Origin of the sequence: Bifidobacterium sp. M0404, from assembly GCF_016101415.1 — a bacterium.
Taxonomy (GTDB): Bacteria; Actinomycetota; Actinomycetes; order Actinomycetales; family Bifidobacteriaceae; genus Bombiscardovia; species Bombiscardovia polysaccharolytica.
Window position 1 is genome coordinate 58353 of the sequence record NZ_JACFQP010000001.1, and the last position, 22597, is coordinate 80949.

Sequence of the window (22597 nt, forward strand, 5' to 3'; positions counted from 1 at the left end):
ATTCACCGTTCGACGGAGGGTTCCTGGCTGGGGCCAGTCCCTTCCCCCGCTCCAATTATCCGCGCTCTGGTCGGTGATCCTCCGTCGAATGGCCTCATCACTGCAAGATCAGGATCGAATTCATAACGTCAAAAGAGAGGTTCCGGTATGGCCATCAACGAAATAAAAACGACTGTCTTCGGCTTTATGGGGACCCAACCAACGCGTCTGGGACAGCCGGGGTCTACGCCTGTTTGCTCCTTCAGGCTGGGCTCTACTCCGGCCCATTACGATGCCGCGGCTGGAGTGTGGAAACGAAAATCCACTACTTGGCTTACTGTCAAAGCTTTCAGGACTCTGGCGGTCAATGCCCTGGCCTGTCTGCATAAGGGCGATCCGGTCATGGTGACGGGATCTTTGGTGACGGAGGAGTGGATCAGCGATGGCCAACCGCACAGCAGTCTGGTTTTGGTGGCGGATGGCATCGGTCACGACCTAGCCCGGGGGCAGGATACCTTCACCAGGATCCGATCGAGTACCGCGCCTATTGATGAGGGAGCTGACGGTCCGGACCCTTGGACCACGCCGCCATCGTCTTTATCGTCCGAAACTGCATCTGCCTCTGCATCATCTGCGTCATCTGCAGCCGAGGAGACATCGGTGAAGGCTTCCGATGCCGAATGAGCACAGGTTGTTTCGGCCTAGCAAAACGAAAGCGGGAGACCGACTGATTTTCGTCGGCCTCCCGCCTTGATCAGTAGGCTGATTAAAACCGTCAACCAACGGTTTTAATCAGAACAGGTTTACCAGATCTTGACTCGTGCGTCGGGTTCCAGCCACATGCCGTCGTCGGCGGTGACTCCGAAGGCCTGATAGAAGCGATCCACGTTCCTGACGATGCCGTTGGTGCGGAATTCAGCAGGGGAGTGGGGATCGATCTGCAGATACTGTTCGGCCAGCTGATCCCTGTTCTTGGTCCTCCATATGGAGGCATAAGACAGGAAGAACCGTTGCAGGCCAGTGTAGCCGTCCATGACTGGAGCCGAGGCCAGTGCCTGGTCCATGGCAGCATCGTCTGTCTCGGCTGTGCCGCCCTCCCTCTTCTGCAAGGAGATGGCATAGGCCTTGATGGCGATGTTGACGCCTCCCAGGTCCCCGATGTTCTCGCCAATGGTCAACGCTCCATTGACATGAGGTGCTTGCTCGGGCTCGTCGGCGTACTTCTCGGCAAGTTGCTGGGGGACAAATCCGTTGTACTGCTCAATGAGTGCTTTGGTCCGTTGTTCGAAGTTTTCGCGGTCCTGCGGGGTCCACCAGTCCTGCAGACGTCCGTCACCGTCGTATTTGGAGCCCTGGTCGTCGAATCCGTGGCCGATTTCATGACCGATGACCGACCCAATGCCTCCGTAGTTGACGGCATCGTCGGCGTCTGGATCGAAGAATGGCGGCTGCAGGATGGCTGCGGGGAAGACGATGACGTTCAGCGTGGGCTCGTAGTAGGCGTTGACCGTCTGAGGGTTCATCAGCCACTCTTCCTTGTCCACGGGCTGACCGGCCTTGCAGAACTGGTAGCCGGACTCGTAGAGGTTGGCCTGCCGCACGTTGTCGACCAGACCCAGCTTTTCGTCCACAGCCAGGGCCGTATAGTCGCGCCAGTGCTCGGTGTAGCCGATCTTGGGCGAGAATTTGTCCAGCTTGGCCAGAGCCTTGACCTTGGTCTGTTCTCCCAGCCAGTCGCTGGAGGTGATGGAGACCCGATAGGCATCGATCAGGTCTGAGACCAGGGCCTCCATGCGGGCCTTGCTGGAGGCAGGGAAGTGCCGGCGTACATATTCGCGTCCGACCTCCTCGCCGCAAATGCCATTGACCAGGGAGACAGCCCGCTTCCAGCGGTCACGCATCTTGGTCGTGCCTGAAAGAACCTTGCCATAGAAGTCGAACCTGGCCTGATCGAAGTCGCTGCTGAGCAGGCCTGCCCACTCAATCAGGGTGTGCACGCGGGCCCAGAGTTTGAGATCCTCCAAATCGCTGGTTTCCCAAAGCTCGTTCAAACCCTGCAGGAAGGAGGGTTCGTGCACTATGGTCCTGGACAGGGCTGAGCTCAGATCGACCGGTTGCAGATTGGCGACAGGACTGGCTGCATATGCATTCTGCCAGGACTCGATCCAGGTGTGCAGATCGAAATCGGCGAGTGTAGACTCCAGGTCGGCCAGGGTGGTGGGATTATAGGTGCGATCTTCGTCTCGGGTCGACACGTTGTCCCAGTGGCGTGCCGCTATGCGCGTCTCGACATCAAGGAAAGACTCCGCCTGTCTGTGGGCAGCCTCCTGGTCATCGGCGTAGCCGGAGAGCCTGAGCAGGGAGGCCACCATGTCGGTGTAGGCCTGACGGACCGGAGCGTAGCTCTTCTCCCGGTAGTAGGCTTCGTCGGGAAGTCCCAACCCGGCCTGTTCCATATGAGCCACGTTGACGCCAGCGTTGCCCGGATCGCCATAGATGGCGATGCCGAACAGATCAGGTCCGCCAGTGGGGTTGAGCCGGCCCAGCAGGCTGGTCAGCGCCTTTTTGTCGGACACAGCGTCAATGGCCTGCAGGTCTGGGCGGATGGGTTCCATTCCCGCGGCTTCTATGGCATCAGTATCCAGGAAGCTGCGGTAGAGCAGGGCTGATTTGACTGCCGGGGATTCCGGGTCCTCGAGGATTTCACGGATCTGTGCTTCGGCATCCTCGGCAAGCTTGTCGAAGGAGCCGAACCGGGAGCGGTCCTCGGGCAGACTGTAGGTGTCGATCCAGGGACCGTTGACAAAACGAAAGAGATCGTCCTGCGGCCGAATGACCGAGGAGAAGGAGGCCGGATCAAGTCCGGAGGAGGTCTTGGGTTCAGTAGATTGTGCCATGCCACAAGCCTAGCCATCTTTGGTGACATGCCATGCCCTGGGTTGCCGGGATCGGCGGATCGGCGAACCATCCGCCGAAGGGGAAAAGCCGCGATTGCCTCCTTGGTGATTTAAACTTGACAGACGGTAACAGGACGGCCGCTCGGCCGCCTTGAGCGAGTGAAAGAGGACGGTATGACGGATCCCATGCAGGGCGGTCAGCCCAATCAGTTCGGCGGTCAGAATTCTGGACAGAATGGCGGCCAATACCAGAATAATTATGGTCAGTACGGGCAATACCCCGGCTATCAGGGGCGCCCGCCACGCATGGATCCATTTTCCATGATCGCCGAAGATCTAGGATTCAGGACCCTGCGGGCCATCCGCATCATCATGGGTGTCATGGGCGTGATCGGAGTCATCCTGGGCCTGGCCCTGCTGCTCAGGCCGGACAAGACCCTGATTGCCGTGACTGTGGTGCTGGGCATCTACTTCATCATCTCGGGCGTGGTGCGTCTGGCCACTTCCATCGTGTCCAAGGGACTTCCCGGTGGATGGCGGGTGCTGGGCGTCCTCTTTGGTGCCCTGATCGCCGTCGGCGGCATTGTCATTGTCAGGAACACGGCCCTATCCGCTTCAGCGCTGACCCTGTTGGTCACCATCATTGTGGGCATCAGCTGGATTATGGAGGGCGTGATGAGTCTGGCCGCATCCTGGGGTCTTCCGCATTCAGGTTGGGCCATCTTCTCAGGCATCGTCTCCATCATCGCCGGGATCATCGTCATGATCTACCCGCTGAGCTCCGTCATCTTCCTGGTCATCTTCAGCGGGTGCGCTCTTCTGGTGCTGGGAGTCGTTTCCATTATCAGGGCCTTCACCTTCGGCCGGAACTGAGAGCCGGACTCGTCCGACTGACCCGATAATACTGAGTGGTAGTACTTGGGCAGGATCCTGAGGGGCGGCACCCGCGGGCACCAATCATGAAAGGACGCAGAGGATGATCGAGCTCAAAACCAAGCAGGAGATCGAACAGATGAAGCCGGCGGGCAGGTTTGTCGGCAGCATCCTCAAGGAGCTCAAGTCCATGAGCAAACCCGGGGTCAACCTGCTGGAGCTGGACGACTACGTCAAGGACAGGATCAACGCCCGCAAGGGAGCCACATCCTGCTACGTGGACTACGCGCCTGACTTCGGCACCGGCCCCTTCGCGCACTACATCTGCCTATCCGTCAACGATGCCGTTCTCCATGGGGTGCCCTATGACTACAACCTCAAGGATGGCGACCTGCTCTCCCTGGATCTGGCCATCAACGTGGACGGCTGGGTGGGCGACTCGGCCATCAGCTTCGTGGTGGGCGAGCATGCCGATCCAGAGGATCTTCGGCTGATTCGAACCACTGAAGAGGCCCTGAAGGCGGGCATCGCCCAGGCCCAGCCCGGTAACCGCCTGGGTGACATCTCCGCTGCAGTCGGTGAGGTTGCCCATGAAAACGGGTACAGCGTCAACCTGGAGTTCGGTGGACACGGGGTAGGGCGAATTATGCATGGTGATCCTCATGTGCCCAACGACGGTACTCCTCATCACGGCTACAAGCTGCGCCCGGGCCTGGTCATCGCCATTGAGCCTTGGTTCCTGGCAACCACCGATCAGATTTATCAGGATCCAAAGGATGGTTGGACCCTGCGCTCTGCAGACGGATCGCGCGGCGCCCACAGCGAGCACACCATCGCCATTACTGAGCAGGGGCCTGTCATCCTGACGACCCGGGACTGAGTCAGAGGTTGTTCGAGGTCGAATTAGGACTAAAAGGGATCTAGGAATGTCCACGATGTGGATGCTCCTGGATCCCTCTTCGATACCGACCTTCTTTGATACCGGCGCTTTCCTCCCGGGCCTTGTGCCCGCAGGCTGGTGCGGGAATGAAGACGGCGCTGGCTTGGACCTGCGCCTCGTGGCTGGAGGTGACGGGTTCATGCCTGTGGTTACAAGCCGGTAATCGAAGTCGTGGTTGTTTCTGCTAGCATGTCGGCAATTCCACGCCGGTACAGGTGCCGGTAGCCTGATCCGGCATGGCCGTCGACTCTCACTGGCACCTCACTGGTTGATTAACAGGAGGTGCGTGGTGTCTACTGCACGGTTGTCCATCGATTCCGAACAGGTTGATCTTCCCCTGGTTCGCGCCACCGAAGGGCCCGACGGCATTCTGGTCTCCTCCCTGCGCAACGACGGCTGGGTCACGCTGGATCCCGGCTTCCAGACCACGGCCCAGTGCGTCTCGGGAATCACCTTCATTGACGGCAAGCGTTCCATACTGCGCTACAGGGGCTATGCCATAGAGGATCTGTGCGCTCAGTCCAATTTCCTCGAGGTGGCCTGGTTGCTGTCCCATGGCGAGCTGCCTGATGGCGAGCAGTACCAGCGGTTCCGCCGCCATGTCCTGGGTCACACGCTCGTAGGGGAGGACTTCCGCCATCTGCTCTCGTCCTTCCCTCGCCAGGCTCATCCCATGAGTGTGCTGGCCGCTGCGGTCAACGCGCTTGCTGGCTTCCACCCGGACACCTGTGACGTAGACGATCCCGATCAGCTGGATGAGGCCAGCGCCATCATCATGGCCAAGGTGCGCACCATCGTCTCCCTGATTCACCGTCGTCGCCGCGACCAGCCCCTGCTCTACCCGGATAGGACCTGGGGCTATGTGGAGGACTTCCTGCGGATGAGCTTCGCCATGCCTTACCAGCCTTATCAGGCTGATCCTCTCAAGGTGCAGGCCCTGGACAAGCTCCTGATCATCCATGCCGACCATGAGCAGAACTGCTCCACCTCAGTGGTCCGGATTGCCGGATCAGCCCGGGCCAACCTGTATTCGGCTGTGGCTGCCGGCATCAATACCCTGTCAGGCCCCCTGCACGGCGGGGCCAACGAGGCCGTGCTGCGTCAGCTGAAGAGCATACGGGATTCCGGTCTGGGTGTCCGAGGCTATGTGGATCAGGCCAAGAGCGAGGGGCGGAAAATCGCAGGTCTGGGCCACCGGGTCTATAAGTCCTATGACCCGCGTGCGGCCATAGCCAAGCAGTGGCTCTACAAACTCATGGATGAACCCGACCAGAATAGAAATACGGATGATGCAGGACTTTTCGATGTGGCCCTGGAGCTGGAGGATCTGGCCCTGCACGATGACTACTTCGTCGAGCGCCACCTCTATCCCAACGTGGACTTCTACACCGGGCTTATCTACCGCGCCATCGGCTTCGACCCGGAGATGTTCACCACGCTCTTCGCATTGGGGCGCATCCCCGGATGGATCGCCCAGTACAGGGAGATGCTGGACGATCCAGACACGAAAATCGGTCGTCCCAGGCAGGTCTATACCGGGCAGGGCCCACGCGACTACCTGCCCATGGAGCAGCGCTGAGTCCGATGACCGACTGGGCTCAGTTGGCGTGCAGCCGCTCGTTCAGCTCGATGCCTTTCTTGCGGGGTAGGGCTTTGACCTGGCCGGTGCGGGAGTCGCGGATGAAGAGCAGATGATCCCGTCCGCTCAGTTCCGCTCCCTTGACCACATGGTCGCCCAGACCGATCTTGGTGCCGGCGGTGACGTAAAGACCGGCTTCGACCACGCAGTCGTCGCCCAGGGAGATGCCGATGCCGGCGTTGGCTCCCAACAAGGAGTGCTGACCGATGGAGACCCGATGGCGACCTCCTCCGGACAAGGTGCCCATGATGGAGGCTCCGCCGCCGATGTCCGAACCGTCGCCGACCACAACCCCTTGGGAGATCCGGCCTTCGACCATGGAGTGGCCCAGGGTTCCGGCGTTGAAGTTCACAAAGCCCTCATGCATGACTGTCGTTCCTGGAGCAAGATGGGCGCCGAGCCGAATTCGGTCAGCGTTGCCGATGCGTACCCCCTCGGGAACCACGTAATCCACCATGCGGGGGAATTTGTCCACGCTCAGTACCGTTACCTGCGTCACCGGGATGCCTGGCATGGACCGGCTGGCTGCAGCCATGACCTCTGACCTGCGCAGGGCGAAGTCCTCCACGGCGAAGGGGCCGTAGTTGGTCCACACCACCGTGGTCAGCTGTTCGAAGATTCCATCAAGGTTCATGCTGTTGGGCGGGGTCAGGCGCATGCTGAGCAGATGAAGCCGCAGATAGGCGTCGGCGGCATCCGCTATCGGGCCATCCAAGTCGGCTACGGTGAAGACAGGCACCCTCCGGATGCCGCGGGCGTCGAGCTGGTTATTGACCTGGTCGCCGAAGTCATGGTTGGGGCGGTTCGCCGGGGTGGGCGGTGTGGAGATCTCGGCCTTGGGGTACCAGACGTCCAGGATCCGGCCCTGCTCGTCCTGGCTGGCCAGGCCCCAACCCCATGCGGTGCGTGCTGTGCTCATCGTTCCTCCTTCAGGCGGTGCAGTCAATTGATATGAGTTGTCTTACAGGATAAGCCGGTCGACGCTCAAATACAGACTGTCCTTCCGACAGTCGGGTCTGGATGGTCGCCAGCCAGGTCCCAGCCGATAGGTAAAATTATTATCCATGAGTGCCTACAGTCATGAGCGGGAGCGTCGGGAGCGTCGGCGCCGCAATACGGCCAGAGCGGTCTGCCTGGTCATTGCCGTGGCTTTGCTGGCCAGCCTTGTCATCCCTGCCATCTTCAGCGGCCTTTGACCTGGCCCGTCCGGTCGGCGGGAATCCGGCCGTCACAGGCAAAGGCGGATGGGAATGAAGACAGCGGTCGGCTCGTGTGGAGCCGGTCTGGAAAGCGGTGAGACAGTATGGCAGAGATGGATTTTGCTCAAGCATTGGAGCAGGCCAAGGCCAAGTACGAGATGATTTCCAAGGCGCTGGACCCGGAGGGCCTGCGCTCGCGAATTGCTGATCTGGAGCGTCAGGCCAGTGCGCCTGGACTCTGGGACGACCAGGAGAACGCCCAGAAGGTGACCAGTAGGCTCTCGGCCTTGCAATCTCAGCTCAAGCATTTGGAGTCAGCATCCTCCCGGCTGGACGATGTCCAGGCTCTTGAGGAGCTGGGCCAGGAGGAGCATGATCAGGACACTCTGGTGGAGGCCCGCAAGGAGATCGACTCTTTGAGGTCCGACCTGGCTGACATGGAGATTCAGACCCTGCTGGACGGTGAGTACGACGAGCGTGCTGCCGTGGTCACTATCCGCTCGGGTGCCGGCGGAGTGGATGCAGCCGACTGGGCGCAGATGCTCCTGCGAATGTACATGCGGTGGGCTGAGAGGCATGGTTTCTCTACCAAGGTCATGGACACCTCCTACGCGGAGGAGGCCGGTATCAAGTCGGCCACCTTCCAGGTGGACGCCCCCTACGCCTACGGCCGTCTGTCGGTGGAGGGCGGCACCCATCGTCTGGTGCGGATCTCGCCCTTTGACAACCAGGGCAGGCGGCAGACTTCTTTCGCTGCCGTCGAAGTCATCCCCCTGGTGGAGCCCACCGACCACATCGACATCCCAGACTCGGACATTCGAGTGGACACCTACTGCTCCTCCGGCCCGGGGGGCCAGGGAGTCAACACCACCTATTCGGCCGTGCGCATCACTCACCTGCCGACCAACATCGTGGTCACCATGCAGGATGAGCGCAGCCAGATTCAGAACCGTGCGGCTGCCATGGCTGTTCTGCAGTCCCGGCTGCTGGTTTTGCGGCACGAGGAGGAAGCCAAGAAGAAGAAGGAGCTGGCCGGCGACATCAAGGCCAGCTGGGGGGACCAGATGCGTTCCTACGTGCTGCATCCCTACCAGATGGTCAAGGATCTGCGCACCGGATACGAGACCTCTGACACCCAGGGGGTTTTCGACGGTGACATTGATGCCTTTATCGAGGCCGGCATCCGTTGGCGGCACCAGCAGCGGGTCCAGGCTCGCGAGGAGGAAGCCAGTAAGTAGAGCTTCTTCCGGCCGTGGTTTGGTCGGTGTTTCATGAGTGAGTAGTGTCAGTCTTCTTGATAGCCTCTGTAGGTGAATACCGAGGAACGGAGTGTCAATGGCGTTGATTTCGCTCAAGGACGTGACCAAAATCTATCCCAAGGGGTCCCGCCCAGCCTTGGATGACATCAGTCTGGATGTCAATCGTGGGGATTTCGTTTTTCTGGTAGGCGCCAGCGGATCGGGCAAGACCACATTGCTGCGCCTGCTCCTTCGTGAGGAGGAGGCTACCGAGGGCGAGATCCGTGTGGCCGGCAACGACCTAAGACGTCTGCGCAACCGCGAGATCCCAGGGTATCGGCGCTCCATCGGTTTCGTTTTTCAGGATTACAAACTGCTCAACAACAAGACCGTATGGCAGAACGTAGCCTTCACGCTGGAGGTCATCGGTGCCCGTCGGTCCACCATCAAGACTCTGGTGCCGCAGGTGCTCAAGACTGTGGGTTTGACTGGCAAGGAGCACAACTACCCCCACGAGCTTTCCGGCGGTGAGGCCCAGCGAGTGGCTCTGGCCCGGGCCTACGTAAACAACCCGGAAATTCTGCTGGCGGATGAGCCCACTGGCAATCTTGATCCCACCACCTCCCTGGGCATCATGGAGGTCTTGGATGCCATCAACAGGACCGGCACCACCGTGGTCATGGCCACCCACAACGAGGAGATCGTCAACTCCATGCGCAAGCGGGTGGTGGAGTTGCATACGGGTCGGATCATGCGCGACGAAGCCCACGGTTCCTATGATTCTTCGCGATTTTTCCCAGATGCCGAGGTTGCGGCGCGCTCTCATCACGCCATCGGGGATCCAAATGACGGCGATGCCCTGGACCGTGCACGCGAGGCTGGAGTTGCAGGGCGCCGTCCGGTGCAGATCGTCGTGCAGGATGGGAACAACTCGGCTACCGGGCCCATCGCGGATGGAACCAAGGGGGCCAAGCAGGTAGTCCAGGCGGCAGCACAGGCTGTCAACCAGGGCCAGTATGGCGACGAGGGAATCGCACGTCTAGCCAAGTCCATGCATTCGGGGAGAACCGGACGCTATGGAAAGGTCTTCACCTCGGTGGAGGACACCCTGACCTGGGGCAAGGGTCTGGGCAGTCTTGAATCCGCGCAGGAAGATTCCAATCGGCATGAAGATGCGGCTGCAGGGCAGCCCGATCAAGGGAACGACTCTGGCTCGGATGAGCGATTCCGCAGGCCTGCGACCCATGGCGGCCAGGATCGGTCAGGTCAATCAACTGACGGTTCCGGCCACAGAGGACACGACAAGGCAGGAACTGATCGTGATGAGTCTGCGAAACACCTCCAGGCTGAACATACAGCTTCCCGGAAATCCCGGAAGTCTGCCCCTGATTCCGATGCTGCTCGGCCTAAGCCGACTGCCGAAAGCAGGTTCCAGGATCGGCAGACTGGAGATTCGAACAGTCGGAATCGGGACAAGAACCAAGACGATTACCGCAATCGTGATCGTGGCGAAAAAGCGTCTCAGAAAAACGTCAACGCCAAAGATCGCCAACCGATGAAGAACTCCTCTGCCAAGACTTCTGCTTCTGGGCAACAGAATAAGAGGCCCGATCAGCCTTCGAGGTCCGATGGTTCCAGCCCAGCAGAACCGACCGGCAAATCCGGTCAGACTGCAGGCCAGATGAAGCAGGACGTCGCGAAATCCTCAAAACAGACCTCCAATAAGAGCAGGGCCAATAAAAGGGTATCAATGGGCGAGAATCATCATGGTGTCGAGTCCATGGGGGCCCCACCGGCACCTCCTGCTCCGCCTGAAGCCCCCAAGCAATCAAGGAAGTCCCAACGAGATAATGATGCATCGGCTCGGGATGAGCAAGATGACGAGAAGAAGGCGGCACGATGAGACTGCGGTTCATCCTTTCCAGCACCTGGGACAACCTGCGTCGCAACGGGTCCATGATTCTCTCGGTCATGCTGGTCACCTTCATCTCCTTCCTGTTCATAGGTGCCTCAGGCCTCATGCAGGCTCAGATCAGCAAGGCCAAGGGAGACTGGTACGACCAGGTGGAGGTAGTGGTCTGGCTCTGCCCGGATGGCACCAGCCAGGCGGCTTCATGCGCGACCGGCAAGGCACCCACCAACGACGAGATCGTCAAGCTGGAGAACACCATCAATACCGAGTTGCGCGACTCCGTAGCCAAGATCACCTACCAGAGCCGTGAGGACTTCTTCAAGAACACCTTCCTCAAGCAGTACCCTGAAGGCACTTATGAGGGAAGGACCATGACTGCGGCAGATATGCAGGCCTCCCTGCGTCTAAAGCTCAAGGACCCGACCAAGTACCAGGTGGTCTCCGAGGTGCTGTCCGGACGCGATGGGGTGGAGGAGGTCTCCGATCAGCGTCAGATATTCGACCCGGTCTTCAAAATCCTCAATAGAGCCACAGCGGTCACCTTGGTCCTTGCTGTGGTCATGGTGATTGTGGCTATTCTGCTGACCGGCACCACCATCAGGATGAGTGCCGCCTCCCGTCGAAACGAGACGGAAATCATGAGACTGGTGGGAGCATCCAACTGGACCATCAGGTTGCCTTTCATCCTGGAGGGGGTGGTGGCATCCTTGCTGGGTTCGCTTCTGGCTGTCGGCGCTTTGAGCGCCATCGTCAAACTTTTCATCACGGATTGGCTGGCCCAGACGGTCCAGTGGATGCCCTACGTGGACCAGTCCACAGTCCTGCTCATGGCTCCAGTGCTGATCCTAGGGGCCATGCTGTTGTCCGCATTGGCCTCTTCCATCTCCCTGCGGAGGTACCTGCGAACCTGATCCGCAGCGACGGGCCGACCGACCTTATGGGCACGAGCTCTGCCATAATGATGACTAGCATGGATGAGTGATAGTGAGGACTTGACCATGAATCGCACGAAACATTTGGAAGCCATCTGTGGCCTGGTGGGGTCGTTGGCCATGATGTTTGGGGGAGGAATACTGGGATTGACAGTGGCCCCCGCACCGGCGCAGGCTGCTTGGAGCAGCTATCAACAAAAGGTACAGAACCATGAGGCCCTGAAGAGCAAGCTGGCGGGTGTCAGCAACGAACTGGCTAACCAAATTTTGAGTCTCAACGATTTGACCGCCAACCAGATTCCGGCTGCGCAGCAGAAGGCTGTCGAAGCCCAGCAGCAGGCCGAGCAAGCAGACAGCCTGGTTCAGGCCACCAACGATCGTCTGCAGGCGGCCCGGAAGGATCGAGCCGACTTGGAGACCAAGATTCGTCAGACAGGCATCGACTATGACGACGCCAAGGCTGGTGTGGCACAGATGGCAAGAAAGAGCTTCCGCGGCTCTGAGGTCTCCCAAGTCATGGACGTGGTGACTAAGTCTTCCAGCACCAAGGACTTTGTGGACAAGATGCAGGCTGATGCAGCCGTGACACGGTCCGAGGCCAACGCCGCCAATGATGCCGCCAACACACTCAATTCCTCCATGAACCGTAAGCAGCGCCTGGAAGCCATTGAGGAGCAGATCAGCACCTTGAAGGCCAAGGCCGACCAGCAGCAGGCGGCAGCCCAGCAGGCTGCAGCCGAGGCACAGGCCAAGCAGGACAGCCTGCAGGCCTTGCGGGATCAAGGAACCGCAGCACGCAAGCGGCTGGAAAGTCAGAAGGCTGCCCTGACCACGCAGTCGGCCCGTGAGGCCGCTGATATTGTGGCCACCGAGTCTATGATCGATTCCTTGAACACGGGCAATGCCGGCGGCGGTGCTGATCCCCATGCCGGCGGCGCCCAGCAGATCGGCGGAGGCGGTTCCGCACCAGCGCCGGCTCCGCGGCCTTCTCAGCCGAGCAACGGGGGCGGTGGAGGTGCTTCCGGCATGAACTATGGGGTACCTGGTAATTGCCCTGAGGGCTCGGGGTTCTGCTATGGCCATCCCACCGGCAACTCGGTGGGCGGCAGTGCCTATCCTGCTCGTCAGTGCACGCTCTGGGCATATATCCGTCGCTCGCAGCTGTCCCTGCCTGTGGGATCCTATATGGGAAACGGGGCTGATTGGGCTAATACGGCACGTAGTCTGGGCTACCTGGTCAACAACACTCCGCATGTGGGCGCCGCCATGGTCTTCGCCCGTGGCCAGCGGGTCGGTTCCTGGAATGCGGACTGGACCTATGGTCACGTGGCTGTGGTCGAGCGGGTCAATGCAGATGGATCGGTGCTCATCTCCCAAGGAGGTACCGGCTTCGCATCCTTCCCCGCTTATGAGACGGTCTATGGGGCCGGCAACTACCAATACATTCATTACTGATGTCGTTGCGGGCCAGGTCCGCCGCTTGGGACGTTACTATCGCTGTCCGGAGTGCCAGGTAGCCTCCTTGGCGCGATCGAGAGGAGGATATTATGGCTAAGGAAACCGGCACATCCATGATCGCCCAGAACCGCAGGGCCCGTCATGACTACCAGATCGAGGACCGGTACGAGGCCGGCATCGCGCTGACCGGGACTGAGGTCAAGTCCCTGCGCGAGGGGCGTGCCTCCTTGGCCGAGTCTTTCGTCAGCATTGACAGGCGGCACGAGGTCTGGTTGGAGAACGCCAATATCCCTGAATACCTCAATGGCACCTGGAACAACCACGCCCCCAAGCGCAAACGCAAGCTGCTCCTCCACGCCAAGCAGATCTTTCGCCTGGAGCGGCAGATTCAGGCCAAGGGCTACACGATCGTCCCCTTGAGCATGTACTTCAAGGATGGCAGAGTCAAGGTGGAGATCGCCGTGGCGCGAGGCAAGCGCGAGTATGACAAGCGCCAGTCTCTGCGGGAGGAGCAGGACCGCCGCGAGGCTCAACGAGCCATGCGCTACCGCAACCGGCGAGGCTGAGCTTCAGGTTTAGTCTCTTCTTGATTTTCAGATAAATCTACTGAATTTTCCCGGTCTCATAACAACCGACAGTCGTCTGCTGAGAGCTTCCCGTTCTATGCAGATCCGACACGCCCGGGGCGGATGTCGATAAGCAGCCCTCGATGGCGCCTTTGGCTTGTTACAGAGCCAAAACATCAGAGTATCTAGTTTGCAAAGACGGAGCAAGTCTTCATCTGTATGCATAAAAATACAAATGTGTGCATAATAGTGCATGTCAATCAAGGGCAATGAGGGGTCGCTTCGGGGCGGTCCGGAAGAGGAGAAGACATGGGCAAGATCAAGGCGGTGTTGGCGGCGGCTGTGAGTGTCACCCTGCTGGCCTCCATCGGGGCCTGCGGAACCACCGACGAGGCGGACACCAGTAGTGCATCGGGCAAGGCCACCACAAGCTCACATCCAGCGGCTTTTGACGTCAGCGGCATCAAGAAGGATCCTGCCATTGCGGCCAAGGTGCCTGAGTCGGTTTCCAAGGACGGTAAGCTGACCGTGGGCATGGAGACCTCATATGCGCCTGGCGAGTTCATGAATGAGGACGGAAAGACCCCCATTGGCTATGACGTGGACCTATCGAACGCCATTGCCAAGGTCATGGGGCTCAAGGGGGAGATGGTCAGCGCCTCCTTCGATACCATCATCCCAGCTATCGGCAGCAAGTATGATGCTGGCATCTCCAGCTTCACCATCACCAAGGAGCGGATGCAGTCGGTTGACTTCGTCACCACTTTCAAGGCGGGTACGGCCTTTGCCGTCAAGAAGGGCAACCCCTCAAAGATCAATCCCGACGACATCTGCGGTGTCAAGGTCGGAGTACAGACTGGGACCATCGAAGAGCAGCAGGCTGCCGACAAGATCTCGGCCGAGTGCAAGGCCAAGGGCAAGAAGCCGGTGGATGTTCAGTCTTACAAGCAGCAGACTGATGCCGCCACGGCAGTGGTCAACGGCAAGATCGACGTTTTCTACGCCGACTCCCAGGTGACCGGGTATGCCATCAAGCAGACCGATGGACAGCTGGAGAAGCTGGGCAAGGATACCGACATCGTCCTTCAAGGTGCCGCACTGAAGAAGGGCAGCGGCATGGCCGAGGCCACCCAGGCGGCTCTTCAGAAGCTGATCGACGACGGCGTCTACACCAAGATCCTCAAGAACTGGGGCGTTCAGAGCGGCGCGGTCGAAAAGGCTGAGATCAACCCTGCGGTCTCTGATTAAGGCAAGGCCAGGTGGTTCGGCTAGGCTAGGCCTGAATAGGTTCAGCGGTGCGGAAGGAAGCAGGAGATGCATACCAAGAAGGGGACGGACCAGATTCAGATCCCCGGGAGAATACATGCCAGGCCGGTGCGCAAGCCAGGGCCTATTGTGGCTGCGGTCATCGTAGCCATTTTCGTGGCCATGCTGATCCACGGCATGGTGACCAATCCCAATTTTGATTGGCCCACGGTCTGGAAGTATCTTTTCAACGAGCACGTCCTTGACGGCATCAAGTGGACCCTTCTGCTGACCGTCTACGCCATGGTCCTGGCTACAATCCTGGCCATCATCCTGGCGGTCATGCGCAAATCATCCAATCCGGTGCTGCGCTGGGTCAGCTGGTTCTTCATCTGGTTCTTCCGCGGCACTCCTGTGTACACCCAGCTGGTCTTCTGGGGCCTGCTTTCCGTATTGATTCCTAAGCTGGCCGTCGGCATCCCCTTCGGGCCTGAATTCTGGAGCATCGACACCAAGACCGTGCTGAACGCCACCGTGGCTACGGTTCTGGGCTTGGGGCTCAACGAGGCCGCCTATCTTTCCGAGATTGTCCGTGCCGGCATCGAGGCTGTGGATCCCGGCCAGGAGGAGGCGGCCAAGGCTCTGGGCATGCCCCCGTCCATGATCATGCGGCGGATTGTACTGCCTCAGGCCATGCGCATCATTGTGCCGCCTACCGGCAATGAGACCATCGGCATGCTGAAGACCACATCCTTGGCTCTTGCCGTGCCCTTCACCCTGGAGCTCCAGTTCGCCACCAACGCCATTGCCAACCGCATCTACAAGACCATCCCGCTGCTGATTGTGGCCTGCATCTGGTACCTGGTCATCACCTCCGTTCTGATGGTCATCCAGGCCCAGCTGGAGAAGCACTTCGGCAAGGGCTTCGACTCGCGCCCCCTGGCTGGGTCAGGGGCCAAGGACGGCAAGGATGGCGATGACCCGCAGACCCGTCAGGAGACTGATAAGGTCAACAAGGTCATGATGGCCGGACTGAACGCCTGAGGGCAGAAGGAGAATCATGGACGAGGACAGGCAGACCAGGAAAGACGGTCAAGGCGGTAAGGATCCGGCCATCGTCATCAGGAATGTGCACAAGGTATTCGGCGATCAGCATGTGCTGCGGGGAATCAACCTGGAGGTCATGCCCGGCACGGTAACGGCTGTTCTAGGACCTTCCGGCTCAGGCAAGTCAACCTTGTTGCGGCTGATCAACCAGTTGGAGACCCGTACAGCCGGCGAAATCTACGTGGACGGCGAACTGACCGGTTACCGGAAGGTCGACACCGGCAAGGGTCCCGTGCTGCAGACCCTGGATGATAAGGCCATTGCCAGGCAGCGCTCCAAGATCGGCATGGTCTTCCAGCGTTTCAACCTCTTCCCCCACATGACTGCCTTGGAGAACGTCATGGAGGCGCCGGTCCATGTGGGTAGGGTTCCCAAGACCGATGCCCGCAAGGAGGCTCAGGCCCAGCTGGAACGTGTAGGGCTCGAGGACAGGATGGACTACTATCCCACTCAGCTCTCCGGCGGCCAGCAGCAGCGTGTGGCCATCGCACGAGCCTTGGCCATGCACCCTGACATCATGCTCTTTGACGAGCCCACCTCAGCCCTGGATCCAGAGCTGGTGGGGGAGGTTCTAGGGGTCATGCGGCAGGTTGCTCAACAGGGTATGACCATGGTGGTGGTCACCCATGAGATGGGCTTCGCCCGCGAGGTGGCCGAGCAGATCGTCTTCATGGACCAGGGTGTCGTGGTGGAACAGGGAGGCCCTGACATCATCGACCATCCTCGCACCGAGCGGTTCACTGAGTTCCTGCATACCGTGCTCTAGAAGCAGGCACTGTTCAGGTTGTAGAAATTCCGGCAAGAAGCCTTCTGGATGGTCGGCGGCCGAGCTCCCATGGCTAGACTGGGGCCCATGTGCGGAATCGTCGGTTATGCGGGATCAGTACGGACGGCCTGTGGCAGGCCCTTGGAGGTCTGCCTCAAGGGTCTGGAACGCTTGGAGTACCGTGGTTATGACTCGGCCGGAGTGGCCCTGGCTGCCCCTGGGATGGCGCGGGTGGCCGTGCGCAAGAAGGCCGGGCGCTTGGGCAATCTGGTTGCAGATCTGAAGGCCAAGCCCATGCCCGAGGCCACTGTGGGCATCGGCCACACCCGTTGGGCCACCAATGGCGAGCCCACTGACGTCAACGCCCATCCCCACATCAGCCGTGACGGCAAGGTCGCGCTGATTCACAACGGGATCATCGAGAACGCCTCCAGGCTGCGGCTGGACTTGGAGACCGAAGGTTATACTTTCGTATCCTCCACGGACACCGAGGTGGCTGCCAAGCTTCTGGGCAAGATTGCCCAAGAGATTATTGATGCTACTGGTCAGCCCGACATCTTCGAGGCCATCAGGCGGCTGGCCCGCATGCTCAAAGGGGCTTTCACCATCCTGGCTGTGGATTCACGGCAGCCCGATCTGGTGGTGGGCATCCGACACGATTCACCGCTGGTGGTCGGTCTTGGGGACGGAGAGAACTACCTGGGCTCCGATGTAGCGGCCTTCGTGGCCTATACCCGTCAGGCTATGGAGTTGGGGCAGGACCAGGCTGTCTGCATCAGCGCGGACCAGGTCTTGGTCACCGACTTCCAAGGACACCCGGTGGAGCACCCCCGCCGCTATACCATCGACTGGGATGCATCGGCCGCCGAAAAGGGCGGGTGGGACTCCTTCATGGACAAGGAGATCCACGAGGATCCGGCGGCGGTTTCCAACACCCTGCTGGGCCGGTACGACGAGTCGGGCGACCTGGACCTGGACGAGGTCCACATCGACGAGGATGTCTTCCGCCAGATCGACAAGATCATCGTTGTGGCCTGCGGAACGGCCTCCTACGCAGGGCTGGTGGCCAAGTACGCCATCGAGCACTGGGTTCGCATTCCGGTGGAGGTCGAACTGGCCCATGAGTTCCGCTACCGTGATCCCATTCTGACCCCGCGCACCTTGGTCGTGGCCATTTCTCAGTCCGGGGAGACCATGGACACGCTGATGGCGCTTCGGCATGCACGCGAGCAGGGCTCCCGGGTTCTGGCCATCTGCAACACACAGGGGTCCACCATCCCCAGGGAGTCCGATGCTGTGCTTTACACGCACGCCGGTCCTGAGGTGGCTGTGGCTTCCACCAAGGCTTTCCTGGCTCAGATTGTGGCGGCCTACCTGCTGGGGCTCTACCTGGCCCAGGTCAAGGGAACCATGTATCGAGACGAGATCCACCAGACCATCGACAATCTCAAGGCCATGCCTGCCAAGATCCAGAAGGTGCTGGACAGTCAGGCTGATGTCATCAATCAGACGGCCCAGCGCATGTCCAAGGCCCGTTCCTTCCTCTTTCTGGGGCGGCATGTGGGTTATCCGGTAGCCCTGGAGGGGGCGCTCAAGCTCAAGGAGATCGCCTACATCTTCACCGAGGGGTTCGCCGCCGGCGAGCTCAAGCACGGGCCCATCGCCCTGGTGGAGCCGGGGGAGCCTGTGGTGGTCATCGTCCCCAGCGCCCGGGGCCGCAATGTGCTGCACGACAAGGTCGTCTCGGCTATCGAAGAGGTCAAGGCCCGTGGTGCCTTCACCATTGTCGTAGCCGAGGAGGGCGACCCAGATGCCGACCGCTATGCAGATGTGGTCTTTTGGCGGCCGCCCTGCCCGACCCTGCTCAGCCCTCTGGTGGATGTGGTCCCCTTGCAGTTGTTCGCCCTAGACATGGCCCGGCTCAAGGGCTTGGACGTGGACAAGCCTCGCAATCTGGCCAAGTCGGTCACTGTGGAATAGAGGCTGTCCATGGTCGTCGGGTCCGAGGAGCGGGGGCATCGGATCGTTCTGGAGGAGCCGCAGATCCCTTTTGAGCCCAGAGTCATTTACGAAGATCGCCGCATCATTGTGGTCGACAAGCCCCACTTCCTAGCTACCATGCCTAGGGGGATGTGGTACGAGGGTACCGTGCTGATTCGAATGCGCCAGCAGTACGGGGAGCCCGACATCGTACCTGCCCACAGGCTGGACAGAGCCACCGCAGGTGTGCTGGTCCTGGTGCGCGATCCGGCTGCCAGACGGGCCTATCAGATGCTCTTCCAGGAGCATCGCGTGCGCAAGGTCTACCAGTGCCTGGCGCCGGTACGACCCATACTTCATCCGCGGACCGGTACAGTGCAACACCTGGATCCGCCCAGGGTCTTCCCGCTAGAGCGCCGCTCCAGGGTGATCAAACGTCGAGGGACTCTCCAGGCCTGGGAGGAGCGCGGACCGGTCAATGCCGTTACCAGGGTCGAGCTGACGGCGGGCCGGGGATGTCTTGCCACCTACACGCTCTACCCGCAGACAGGCAAGACCCATCAGCTTCGCGTGCACATGAACGCTCTAGGCCTGCCCATAGTGGGCGACGATCTTTACCCCAGAATTCAGACCCGGGCCTATGACGACTTCTCCCGGCCACTGCAATTGGTGGCTCGTCGCCTGGAATTCACCGACCCCTTCACCGGGGTTAAGCGCATCTTCACCTCTTCTGTTCCCCTGGATTCTTAAGGAGAAACCTGAACAGTCAGCCTGGTGGGACATAATGGTCAGGGGATTCCGGAGCTGCGGGACGACGTGGACGCGGCAGGCATCCCGTCCGAAGATTGAGACGGACCAGGAGGTTCTACCCATGAGCAAACCGACACGGCGGGCCTATCGATGGCCCAAGCATCTCAAGGGTCAGCAGTCCCTCTGGTACGGCTGTGACTACAACCCCGACCAGTGGTCCGAGGATGTCTGGGATGAGGACATCAGGCTGATGACCAAGGCAGGGGTCAACGTGGTGGCCCTGGCGGTCTTCTCTTGGTCGCGCATTGAGCCCAGCGAGGGTGTTTTCGACTTCGATTGGTTGGACTGGATCATCGACAAGCTCGGTCGGGCGGGCATCGGGGTCAACCTGGCCTCGGCCACGGCCTCGCCGCCGCTCTGGCTGACCCAGGCCCATCCCGAAGTCCTGCTCAGGGACGAGCGTGGCGACACGGTTTGGCCCGGTGCCCGGCAGCACTGGCGGCCCACCTCGCCGATCTTCCGCTCCTACGCTTTGAAGCTCTGCCGGGCCATGGCCGAGCACTACCGGGACAATCCCTATCTGGTGGCCTGGCATGTTGGCAATGAGTATGGCTGTCACAATCGCTTCGACTATTCCGACGATGCCATGAGGGCCTTCCAGCGCTGGTGCCGCCGTCGCTACAAGGACATCGACGCCGTCAACCGCGCCTGGGGCACGAATTTCTGGTCGCAGAGGCTGAGTGATTTCTCGCAGATTCTGCCCCCGCGTTTTATCGGCCAGGGGAATTTCCAGAATCCGGGCCGCATGCTGGACTTTGAGCGGTTCAGCTCCGATGCCCTCAAGGATTTTTATATGGCCGAGCGTGACACCCTGGCTGAGATCACCCCGGATATACCTTTGACCACCAACTTCATGGTCAGCGCCGGCGGATTTACCCTGGACTACGACGACTGGGGCGACCAGGTGGACTTTGTGGCCAATGACCACTATGCGATACCGGGCAGGGATCATCTGGAGGAGCTGGCCTACTCCTCCAGCCTGGTGGATGCCATCGCCCGCCGGCGTCCCTGGTGGCTTATGGAGCAGTCCACATCGGCGGTCAACTGGCGGCCGGTCAACCCCCGCAAGGAGCCCGGACAACTGGAGCGCGATTCCATGGCTCACTTGGCACTCGGTGCTGATGCCATCTGTTACTTCCAGTGGAGGCAGTCTCGGGCTGGCGCGGAAAAGTTCCACTCGGCCATGCTGCCTCATGCTGGTGAGGACACAGCGGTCTTCCGTGATGTCTGCCAGCTGGGAGGGGATCTGCAGGGTCTCGCGCAGGCTGGCTTGGCCGGCAGCATGCTGGCCAAGGCCCCGGTGGCCCTGGTCTTCGACTACGCAAGCCAGTGGGCCAGCTCCCACGCATCCTCGCCCAGCAACCGGGTCGAGCATGGCCAGGAGCCGCCGGTCTGGTACCGTGCCTTTCTGGACAACGCCATCCGGCCTGATGTCCTGCCGGTCAGAGCCTCCTGGGAGGAGTATCCGCTGGTGGTCCTGCCGGCCCTCTACCTGATCGATGCCGATCTGTCCAAACGGCTGCACAAGTATGTACATAGTGGAGGACGGCTGATCGTCACCTGGGGCAGCGGTATCGCCGACGAGCAGGATCGCGTCTGGACCGGCGGGTATCCAGGGCCGCTTCGGGACCTGTTGGGGCTGTCGGTGGAGGAGTTCGCACCCATGGCTCCCGGCACGCCCGGTCTGTTGGACCATCTGGACCTGACTAACGGGGTTACCGCACACGACTGGGCCGATGTCATCGGCAGCCTGGACAAGGGCACCAAGGTCCTGGCAAGCTACCGGGCGGATCCCTGGACGGGTATGGATGGCATGCCGGCCATGACCGTCCATGACTGGGGTCATGGCAAGGCCGTCTACCTGGGATGCCGTCTGGATGCCCAGGATCTGGCCAAGGCCCTTCCTGCCCTGTTGGATGCCCTGGATGTCGCCGATATGAGGTCGGCCCAGGGCGACCCCGATCTATTGAGAGTTGAGCGGGTCTGCAAGGATGATCGAACGCGCTTCGTCTTTCTGTTCAACCGGACCAGGCATCCGGTGCAGGTTCAGCTGGAGGGCCAGGTCCTGGTGGGTTCGCTGGCCAGCATCGCCGGGGATGGCAGGCAGGCCGGTCTGCAGGTCAATGGCGCGCTGGTGCAGCGTGTGGTCGGCCATCGGCATTGAGCTGGTGAATCCTGTTCATGCCGGTGAAGATCAGCTCGGGATCGTAGACCTCGATCAGATCGGTGTCCTGTGAGAAGGTACGACCCATGCCGCCCGTGGCCACCACGTGGAAGTCTCGGCCTATCTCGCTGCGGTACTGGCGGATGATCCGCTCCAGACCGCCGAGGAAGTTGTAGTAGAGTCCGGCCTGCATGGCGGTCCTGGTGCCCGTGGCCATGATGGTCTGTGGACGGGTGATCTCCACCTGGGGCAACTGGGCGGTCTGACCGGCAAGGGCCTGGGCCCCCGAGCGGATGCCCGGCACTATCAGGCCGGAGCGGATGGCGCCCTTGTCGTCCACATAGTTGAAGGTGGTGGCCGTGCCGAAGTCAATGACCAGAACCGGCCCTCCGTAGCGGTGGAAGGCGCCCACGCAGTCAGCCAGACAGTCGGCGCCCAGGGAGCGTGGATCGTCCAGACGGATGTTCATGCCTGTCTTCACGCCGGGGCCCACCACCATGGGGTCGATGGAGAAGAAACGGATCAGGCAGGATCTGACGGCGTGCATGACCGCAGGAGCCACTGATGAGATGATGGCATCCTGCACATCCGCAGTCCCGTAGCCGGCCAGGGCCAGGAGCTGCCCCAGCAGAAGCCCGAACTCATCAGCCGTGTGGTCGATCCTTGTGGTCAGCCTGTAGGAGGCGGCGACCTGGTCGCCCTCCATGAATCCGACCTCGATGTTGGTGTTGCCGATGTCGATGGCCAGCAGCATGTCTCTTCCTCCCTGCCGTCGTCCGGGCGCGTGACGCTTTTCAAATCCATCCTAAGCGCATAAGCCGGGGTGATGGCTTCGGGGAGTATGCTGGTGGGCGGTGATCGACCAGAATGGCGGTCAACCGCAGCATAAGGA

The 22597-nt window shown here is 60.6% G+C and carries 18 protein-coding genes and 1 pseudogene; 16 read left to right on the forward strand and 3 right to left on the reverse strand.

Going from position 1 to position 22597, the window contains the following annotated elements:
• Positions 1 to 147 precede the first annotated feature (147 nt).
• A complete protein-coding gene (locus H3T93_RS00270; protein ID WP_144177502.1) occupies positions 148 to 663 on the forward strand; it encodes a single-stranded DNA-binding protein in 516 nt (171 codons plus the stop codon).
• 119 nt (positions 664 to 782) lie between these two features.
• Here H3T93_RS00270 and H3T93_RS00275 read toward each other — a convergent pair whose 3' ends face one another.
• Entirely contained in the window at positions 783 to 2876 is a 2094-nt protein-coding gene (locus H3T93_RS00275) for a M13 family metallopeptidase (RefSeq protein WP_144177501.1), read from the reverse strand.
• Positions 2877 to 3050: 174 nt separating this feature from the next.
• Between H3T93_RS00275 and H3T93_RS00280 the strand changes: the two genes are divergently transcribed.
• The 3 genes from H3T93_RS00280 (at position 3051) to H3T93_RS00290 (ending at position 6268) form a co-directional block, all read left to right on the forward strand.
• Positions 3051 to 3749: an HdeD family acid-resistance protein gene (locus tag H3T93_RS00280; RefSeq protein ID WP_144177500.1), complete on the forward strand. Its 699-nt coding sequence runs from the start codon at positions 3051 to 3053 to the stop codon at positions 3747 to 3749.
• A gap of 103 nt (positions 3750 to 3852) precedes the next feature.
• Positions 3853 to 4629 carry a type I methionyl aminopeptidase gene (map, locus tag H3T93_RS00285; RefSeq protein ID WP_046323210.1) on the forward strand — a complete coding sequence of 259 codons (777 nt, stop codon included), beginning with the start codon at positions 3853 to 3855 and terminating at the stop codon, positions 4627 to 4629.
• A 349-nt stretch (positions 4630 to 4978) separates the two neighbouring features.
• Positions 4979 to 6268: a citrate synthase gene (locus H3T93_RS00290; RefSeq protein ID WP_144177499.1), complete on the forward strand. Its 1290-nt coding sequence runs from the start codon at positions 4979 to 4981 to the stop codon at positions 6266 to 6268.
• Positions 6269 to 6287: 19 nt separating this feature from the next.
• Here the strand turns inward: H3T93_RS00290 and dapD are convergent, their stop codons facing one another.
• Complete coding sequence (gene dapD, locus H3T93_RS00295) at positions 6288 to 7247, reverse strand: 2,3,4,5-tetrahydropyridine-2,6-dicarboxylate N-succinyltransferase (protein ID WP_144177497.1); 960 nt, start codon at positions 7245 to 7247, stop codon at positions 6288 to 6290.
• Positions 7248 to 7392: 145 nt separating this feature from the next.
• Here dapD and H3T93_RS09225 point away from each other — a divergent pair, with 145 nt between their 5' ends.
• The 12 genes and pseudogenes from H3T93_RS09225 (at position 7393) to H3T93_RS00350 (ending at position 21705) form a co-directional block, all read left to right on the forward strand.
• Positions 7393 to 7524: a hypothetical protein gene (locus tag H3T93_RS09225; RefSeq protein ID WP_255297770.1), complete on the forward strand. Its 132-nt coding sequence runs from the start codon at positions 7393 to 7395 to the stop codon at positions 7522 to 7524.
• A 107-nt stretch (positions 7525 to 7631) separates the two neighbouring features.
• A complete protein-coding gene (gene prfB, locus H3T93_RS00300; protein ID WP_110425579.1) occupies positions 7632 to 8765 on the forward strand; it encodes a peptide chain release factor 2 in 1134 nt (377 codons plus the stop codon).
• A gap of 97 nt (positions 8766 to 8862) precedes the next feature.
• Positions 8863 to 9894 (forward strand): annotated as a pseudogene (gene ftsE / locus H3T93_RS09085) (cell division ATP-binding protein FtsE); the annotation flags it as partial.
• A 770-nt stretch (positions 9895 to 10664) separates the two neighbouring features.
• Positions 10665 to 11588 carry a permease-like cell division protein FtsX gene (gene ftsX / locus H3T93_RS00310; protein WP_046323206.1) on the forward strand — a complete coding sequence of 308 codons (924 nt, stop codon included), beginning with the start codon at positions 10665 to 10667 and terminating at the stop codon, positions 11586 to 11588.
• An 87-nt stretch (positions 11589 to 11675) separates the two neighbouring features.
• Positions 11676 to 13064, forward strand: a complete 1389-nt coding sequence (locus H3T93_RS00315; protein WP_144177495.1) for a CHAP domain-containing protein — start codon at positions 11676 to 11678, stop codon at positions 13062 to 13064.
• 92 nt (positions 13065 to 13156) lie between these two features.
• Positions 13157 to 13633, forward strand: a complete 477-nt coding sequence (gene smpB, locus H3T93_RS00320; protein WP_046323204.1) for an SsrA-binding protein SmpB — start codon at positions 13157 to 13159, stop codon at positions 13631 to 13633.
• Positions 13634 to 13942: 309 nt separating this feature from the next.
• A complete protein-coding gene (locus H3T93_RS00325; protein ID WP_144177494.1) occupies positions 13943 to 14881 on the forward strand; it encodes an ABC transporter substrate-binding protein in 939 nt (312 codons plus the stop codon).
• 66 nt (positions 14882 to 14947) lie between these two features.
• A complete protein-coding gene (locus H3T93_RS00330; RefSeq protein ID WP_144177493.1) occupies positions 14948 to 15922 on the forward strand; it encodes an amino acid ABC transporter permease in 975 nt (324 codons plus the stop codon).
• 16 nt (positions 15923 to 15938) lie between these two features.
• A complete protein-coding gene (locus H3T93_RS00335) occupies positions 15939 to 16751 on the forward strand; it encodes an amino acid ABC transporter ATP-binding protein (RefSeq protein ID WP_144177492.1) in 813 nt (270 codons plus the stop codon).
• 87 nt (positions 16752 to 16838) lie between these two features.
• The gene (gene glmS, locus H3T93_RS00340) at positions 16839 to 18731 is read left to right on the forward strand and encodes a glutamine--fructose-6-phosphate transaminase (isomerizing) (protein WP_144177490.1); all 1893 of its coding nucleotides are present in this window, start codon (positions 16839 to 16841) and stop codon (positions 18729 to 18731) included.
• 9 nt (positions 18732 to 18740) lie between these two features.
• Positions 18741 to 19481 carry a pseudouridine synthase gene (locus H3T93_RS00345; RefSeq protein WP_144177488.1) on the forward strand — a complete coding sequence of 247 codons (741 nt, stop codon included), beginning with the start codon at positions 18741 to 18743 and terminating at the stop codon, positions 19479 to 19481.
• Positions 19482 to 19602: 121 nt separating this feature from the next.
• On the forward strand, positions 19603 to 21705 hold the full coding sequence (locus H3T93_RS00350) for a beta-galactosidase (protein ID WP_144177486.1): 2103 nt from the start codon (positions 19603 to 19605) through the stop codon (positions 21703 to 21705).
• Here the strand turns inward: H3T93_RS00350 and H3T93_RS00355 are convergent.
• Entirely contained in the window at positions 21662 to 22459 is a 798-nt protein-coding gene (locus H3T93_RS00355) for a type III pantothenate kinase (RefSeq protein ID WP_144177484.1), read from the reverse strand. The genes H3T93_RS00350 and H3T93_RS00355 overlap by 44 nt on opposite strands.
• Between the last annotated feature and the right edge of the window lie 138 nt (positions 22460 to 22597).

Bases quoted from the DNA above. Each gene is read 5' to 3' on its own strand.
- H3T93_RS00270 (WP_144177502.1), top strand. From the start codon at position 148: ATGGCCATCAACGAAATAAAAACGACTGTCTTCGGCTTTATGGGGACC.
- H3T93_RS00275 (WP_144177501.1), bottom strand. From the start codon at position 2,876: ATGGCACAATCTACTGAACCCAAGACCTCCTCCGGACTTGATCCGGCC.
- H3T93_RS00280 (WP_144177500.1), top strand. From the start codon at position 3,051: ATGACGGATCCCATGCAGGGCGGTCAGCCCAATCAGTTCGGCGGTCAG.
- map (WP_046323210.1), top strand. From the start codon at position 3,853: ATGATCGAGCTCAAAACCAAGCAGGAGATCGAACAGATGAAGCCGGCG.
- dapD (WP_144177497.1), bottom strand. From the start codon at position 7,247: ATGAGCACAGCACGCACCGCATGGGGTTGGGGCCTGGCCAGCCAGGAC.
- H3T93_RS09225 (WP_255297770.1), top strand. From the start codon at position 7,393: ATGAGTGCCTACAGTCATGAGCGGGAGCGTCGGGAGCGTCGGCGCCGC.
- prfB (WP_110425579.1), top strand. From the start codon at position 7,632: ATGGCAGAGATGGATTTTGCTCAAGCATTGGAGCAGGCCAAGGCCAAG.
- ftsX (WP_046323206.1), top strand. From the start codon at position 10,665: ATGAGACTGCGGTTCATCCTTTCCAGCACCTGGGACAACCTGCGTCGC.
- H3T93_RS00315 (WP_144177495.1), top strand. From the start codon at position 11,676: ATGAATCGCACGAAACATTTGGAAGCCATCTGTGGCCTGGTGGGGTCG.
- smpB (WP_046323204.1), top strand. From the start codon at position 13,157: ATGGCTAAGGAAACCGGCACATCCATGATCGCCCAGAACCGCAGGGCC.
- H3T93_RS00325 (WP_144177494.1), top strand. From the start codon at position 13,943: ATGGGCAAGATCAAGGCGGTGTTGGCGGCGGCTGTGAGTGTCACCCTG.
- H3T93_RS00330 (WP_144177493.1), top strand. From the start codon at position 14,948: ATGCATACCAAGAAGGGGACGGACCAGATTCAGATCCCCGGGAGAATA.
- H3T93_RS00335 (WP_144177492.1), top strand. From the start codon at position 15,939: ATGGACGAGGACAGGCAGACCAGGAAAGACGGTCAAGGCGGTAAGGAT.
- glmS (WP_144177490.1), top strand. From the start codon at position 16,839: ATGTGCGGAATCGTCGGTTATGCGGGATCAGTACGGACGGCCTGTGGC.
- H3T93_RS00345 (WP_144177488.1), top strand. From the start codon at position 18,741: ATGGTCGTCGGGTCCGAGGAGCGGGGGCATCGGATCGTTCTGGAGGAG.
- H3T93_RS00350 (WP_144177486.1), top strand. From the start codon at position 19,603: ATGAGCAAACCGACACGGCGGGCCTATCGATGGCCCAAGCATCTCAAG.
- H3T93_RS00355 (WP_144177484.1), bottom strand. From the start codon at position 22,459: ATGCTGCTGGCCATCGACATCGGCAACACCAACATCGAGGTCGGATTC.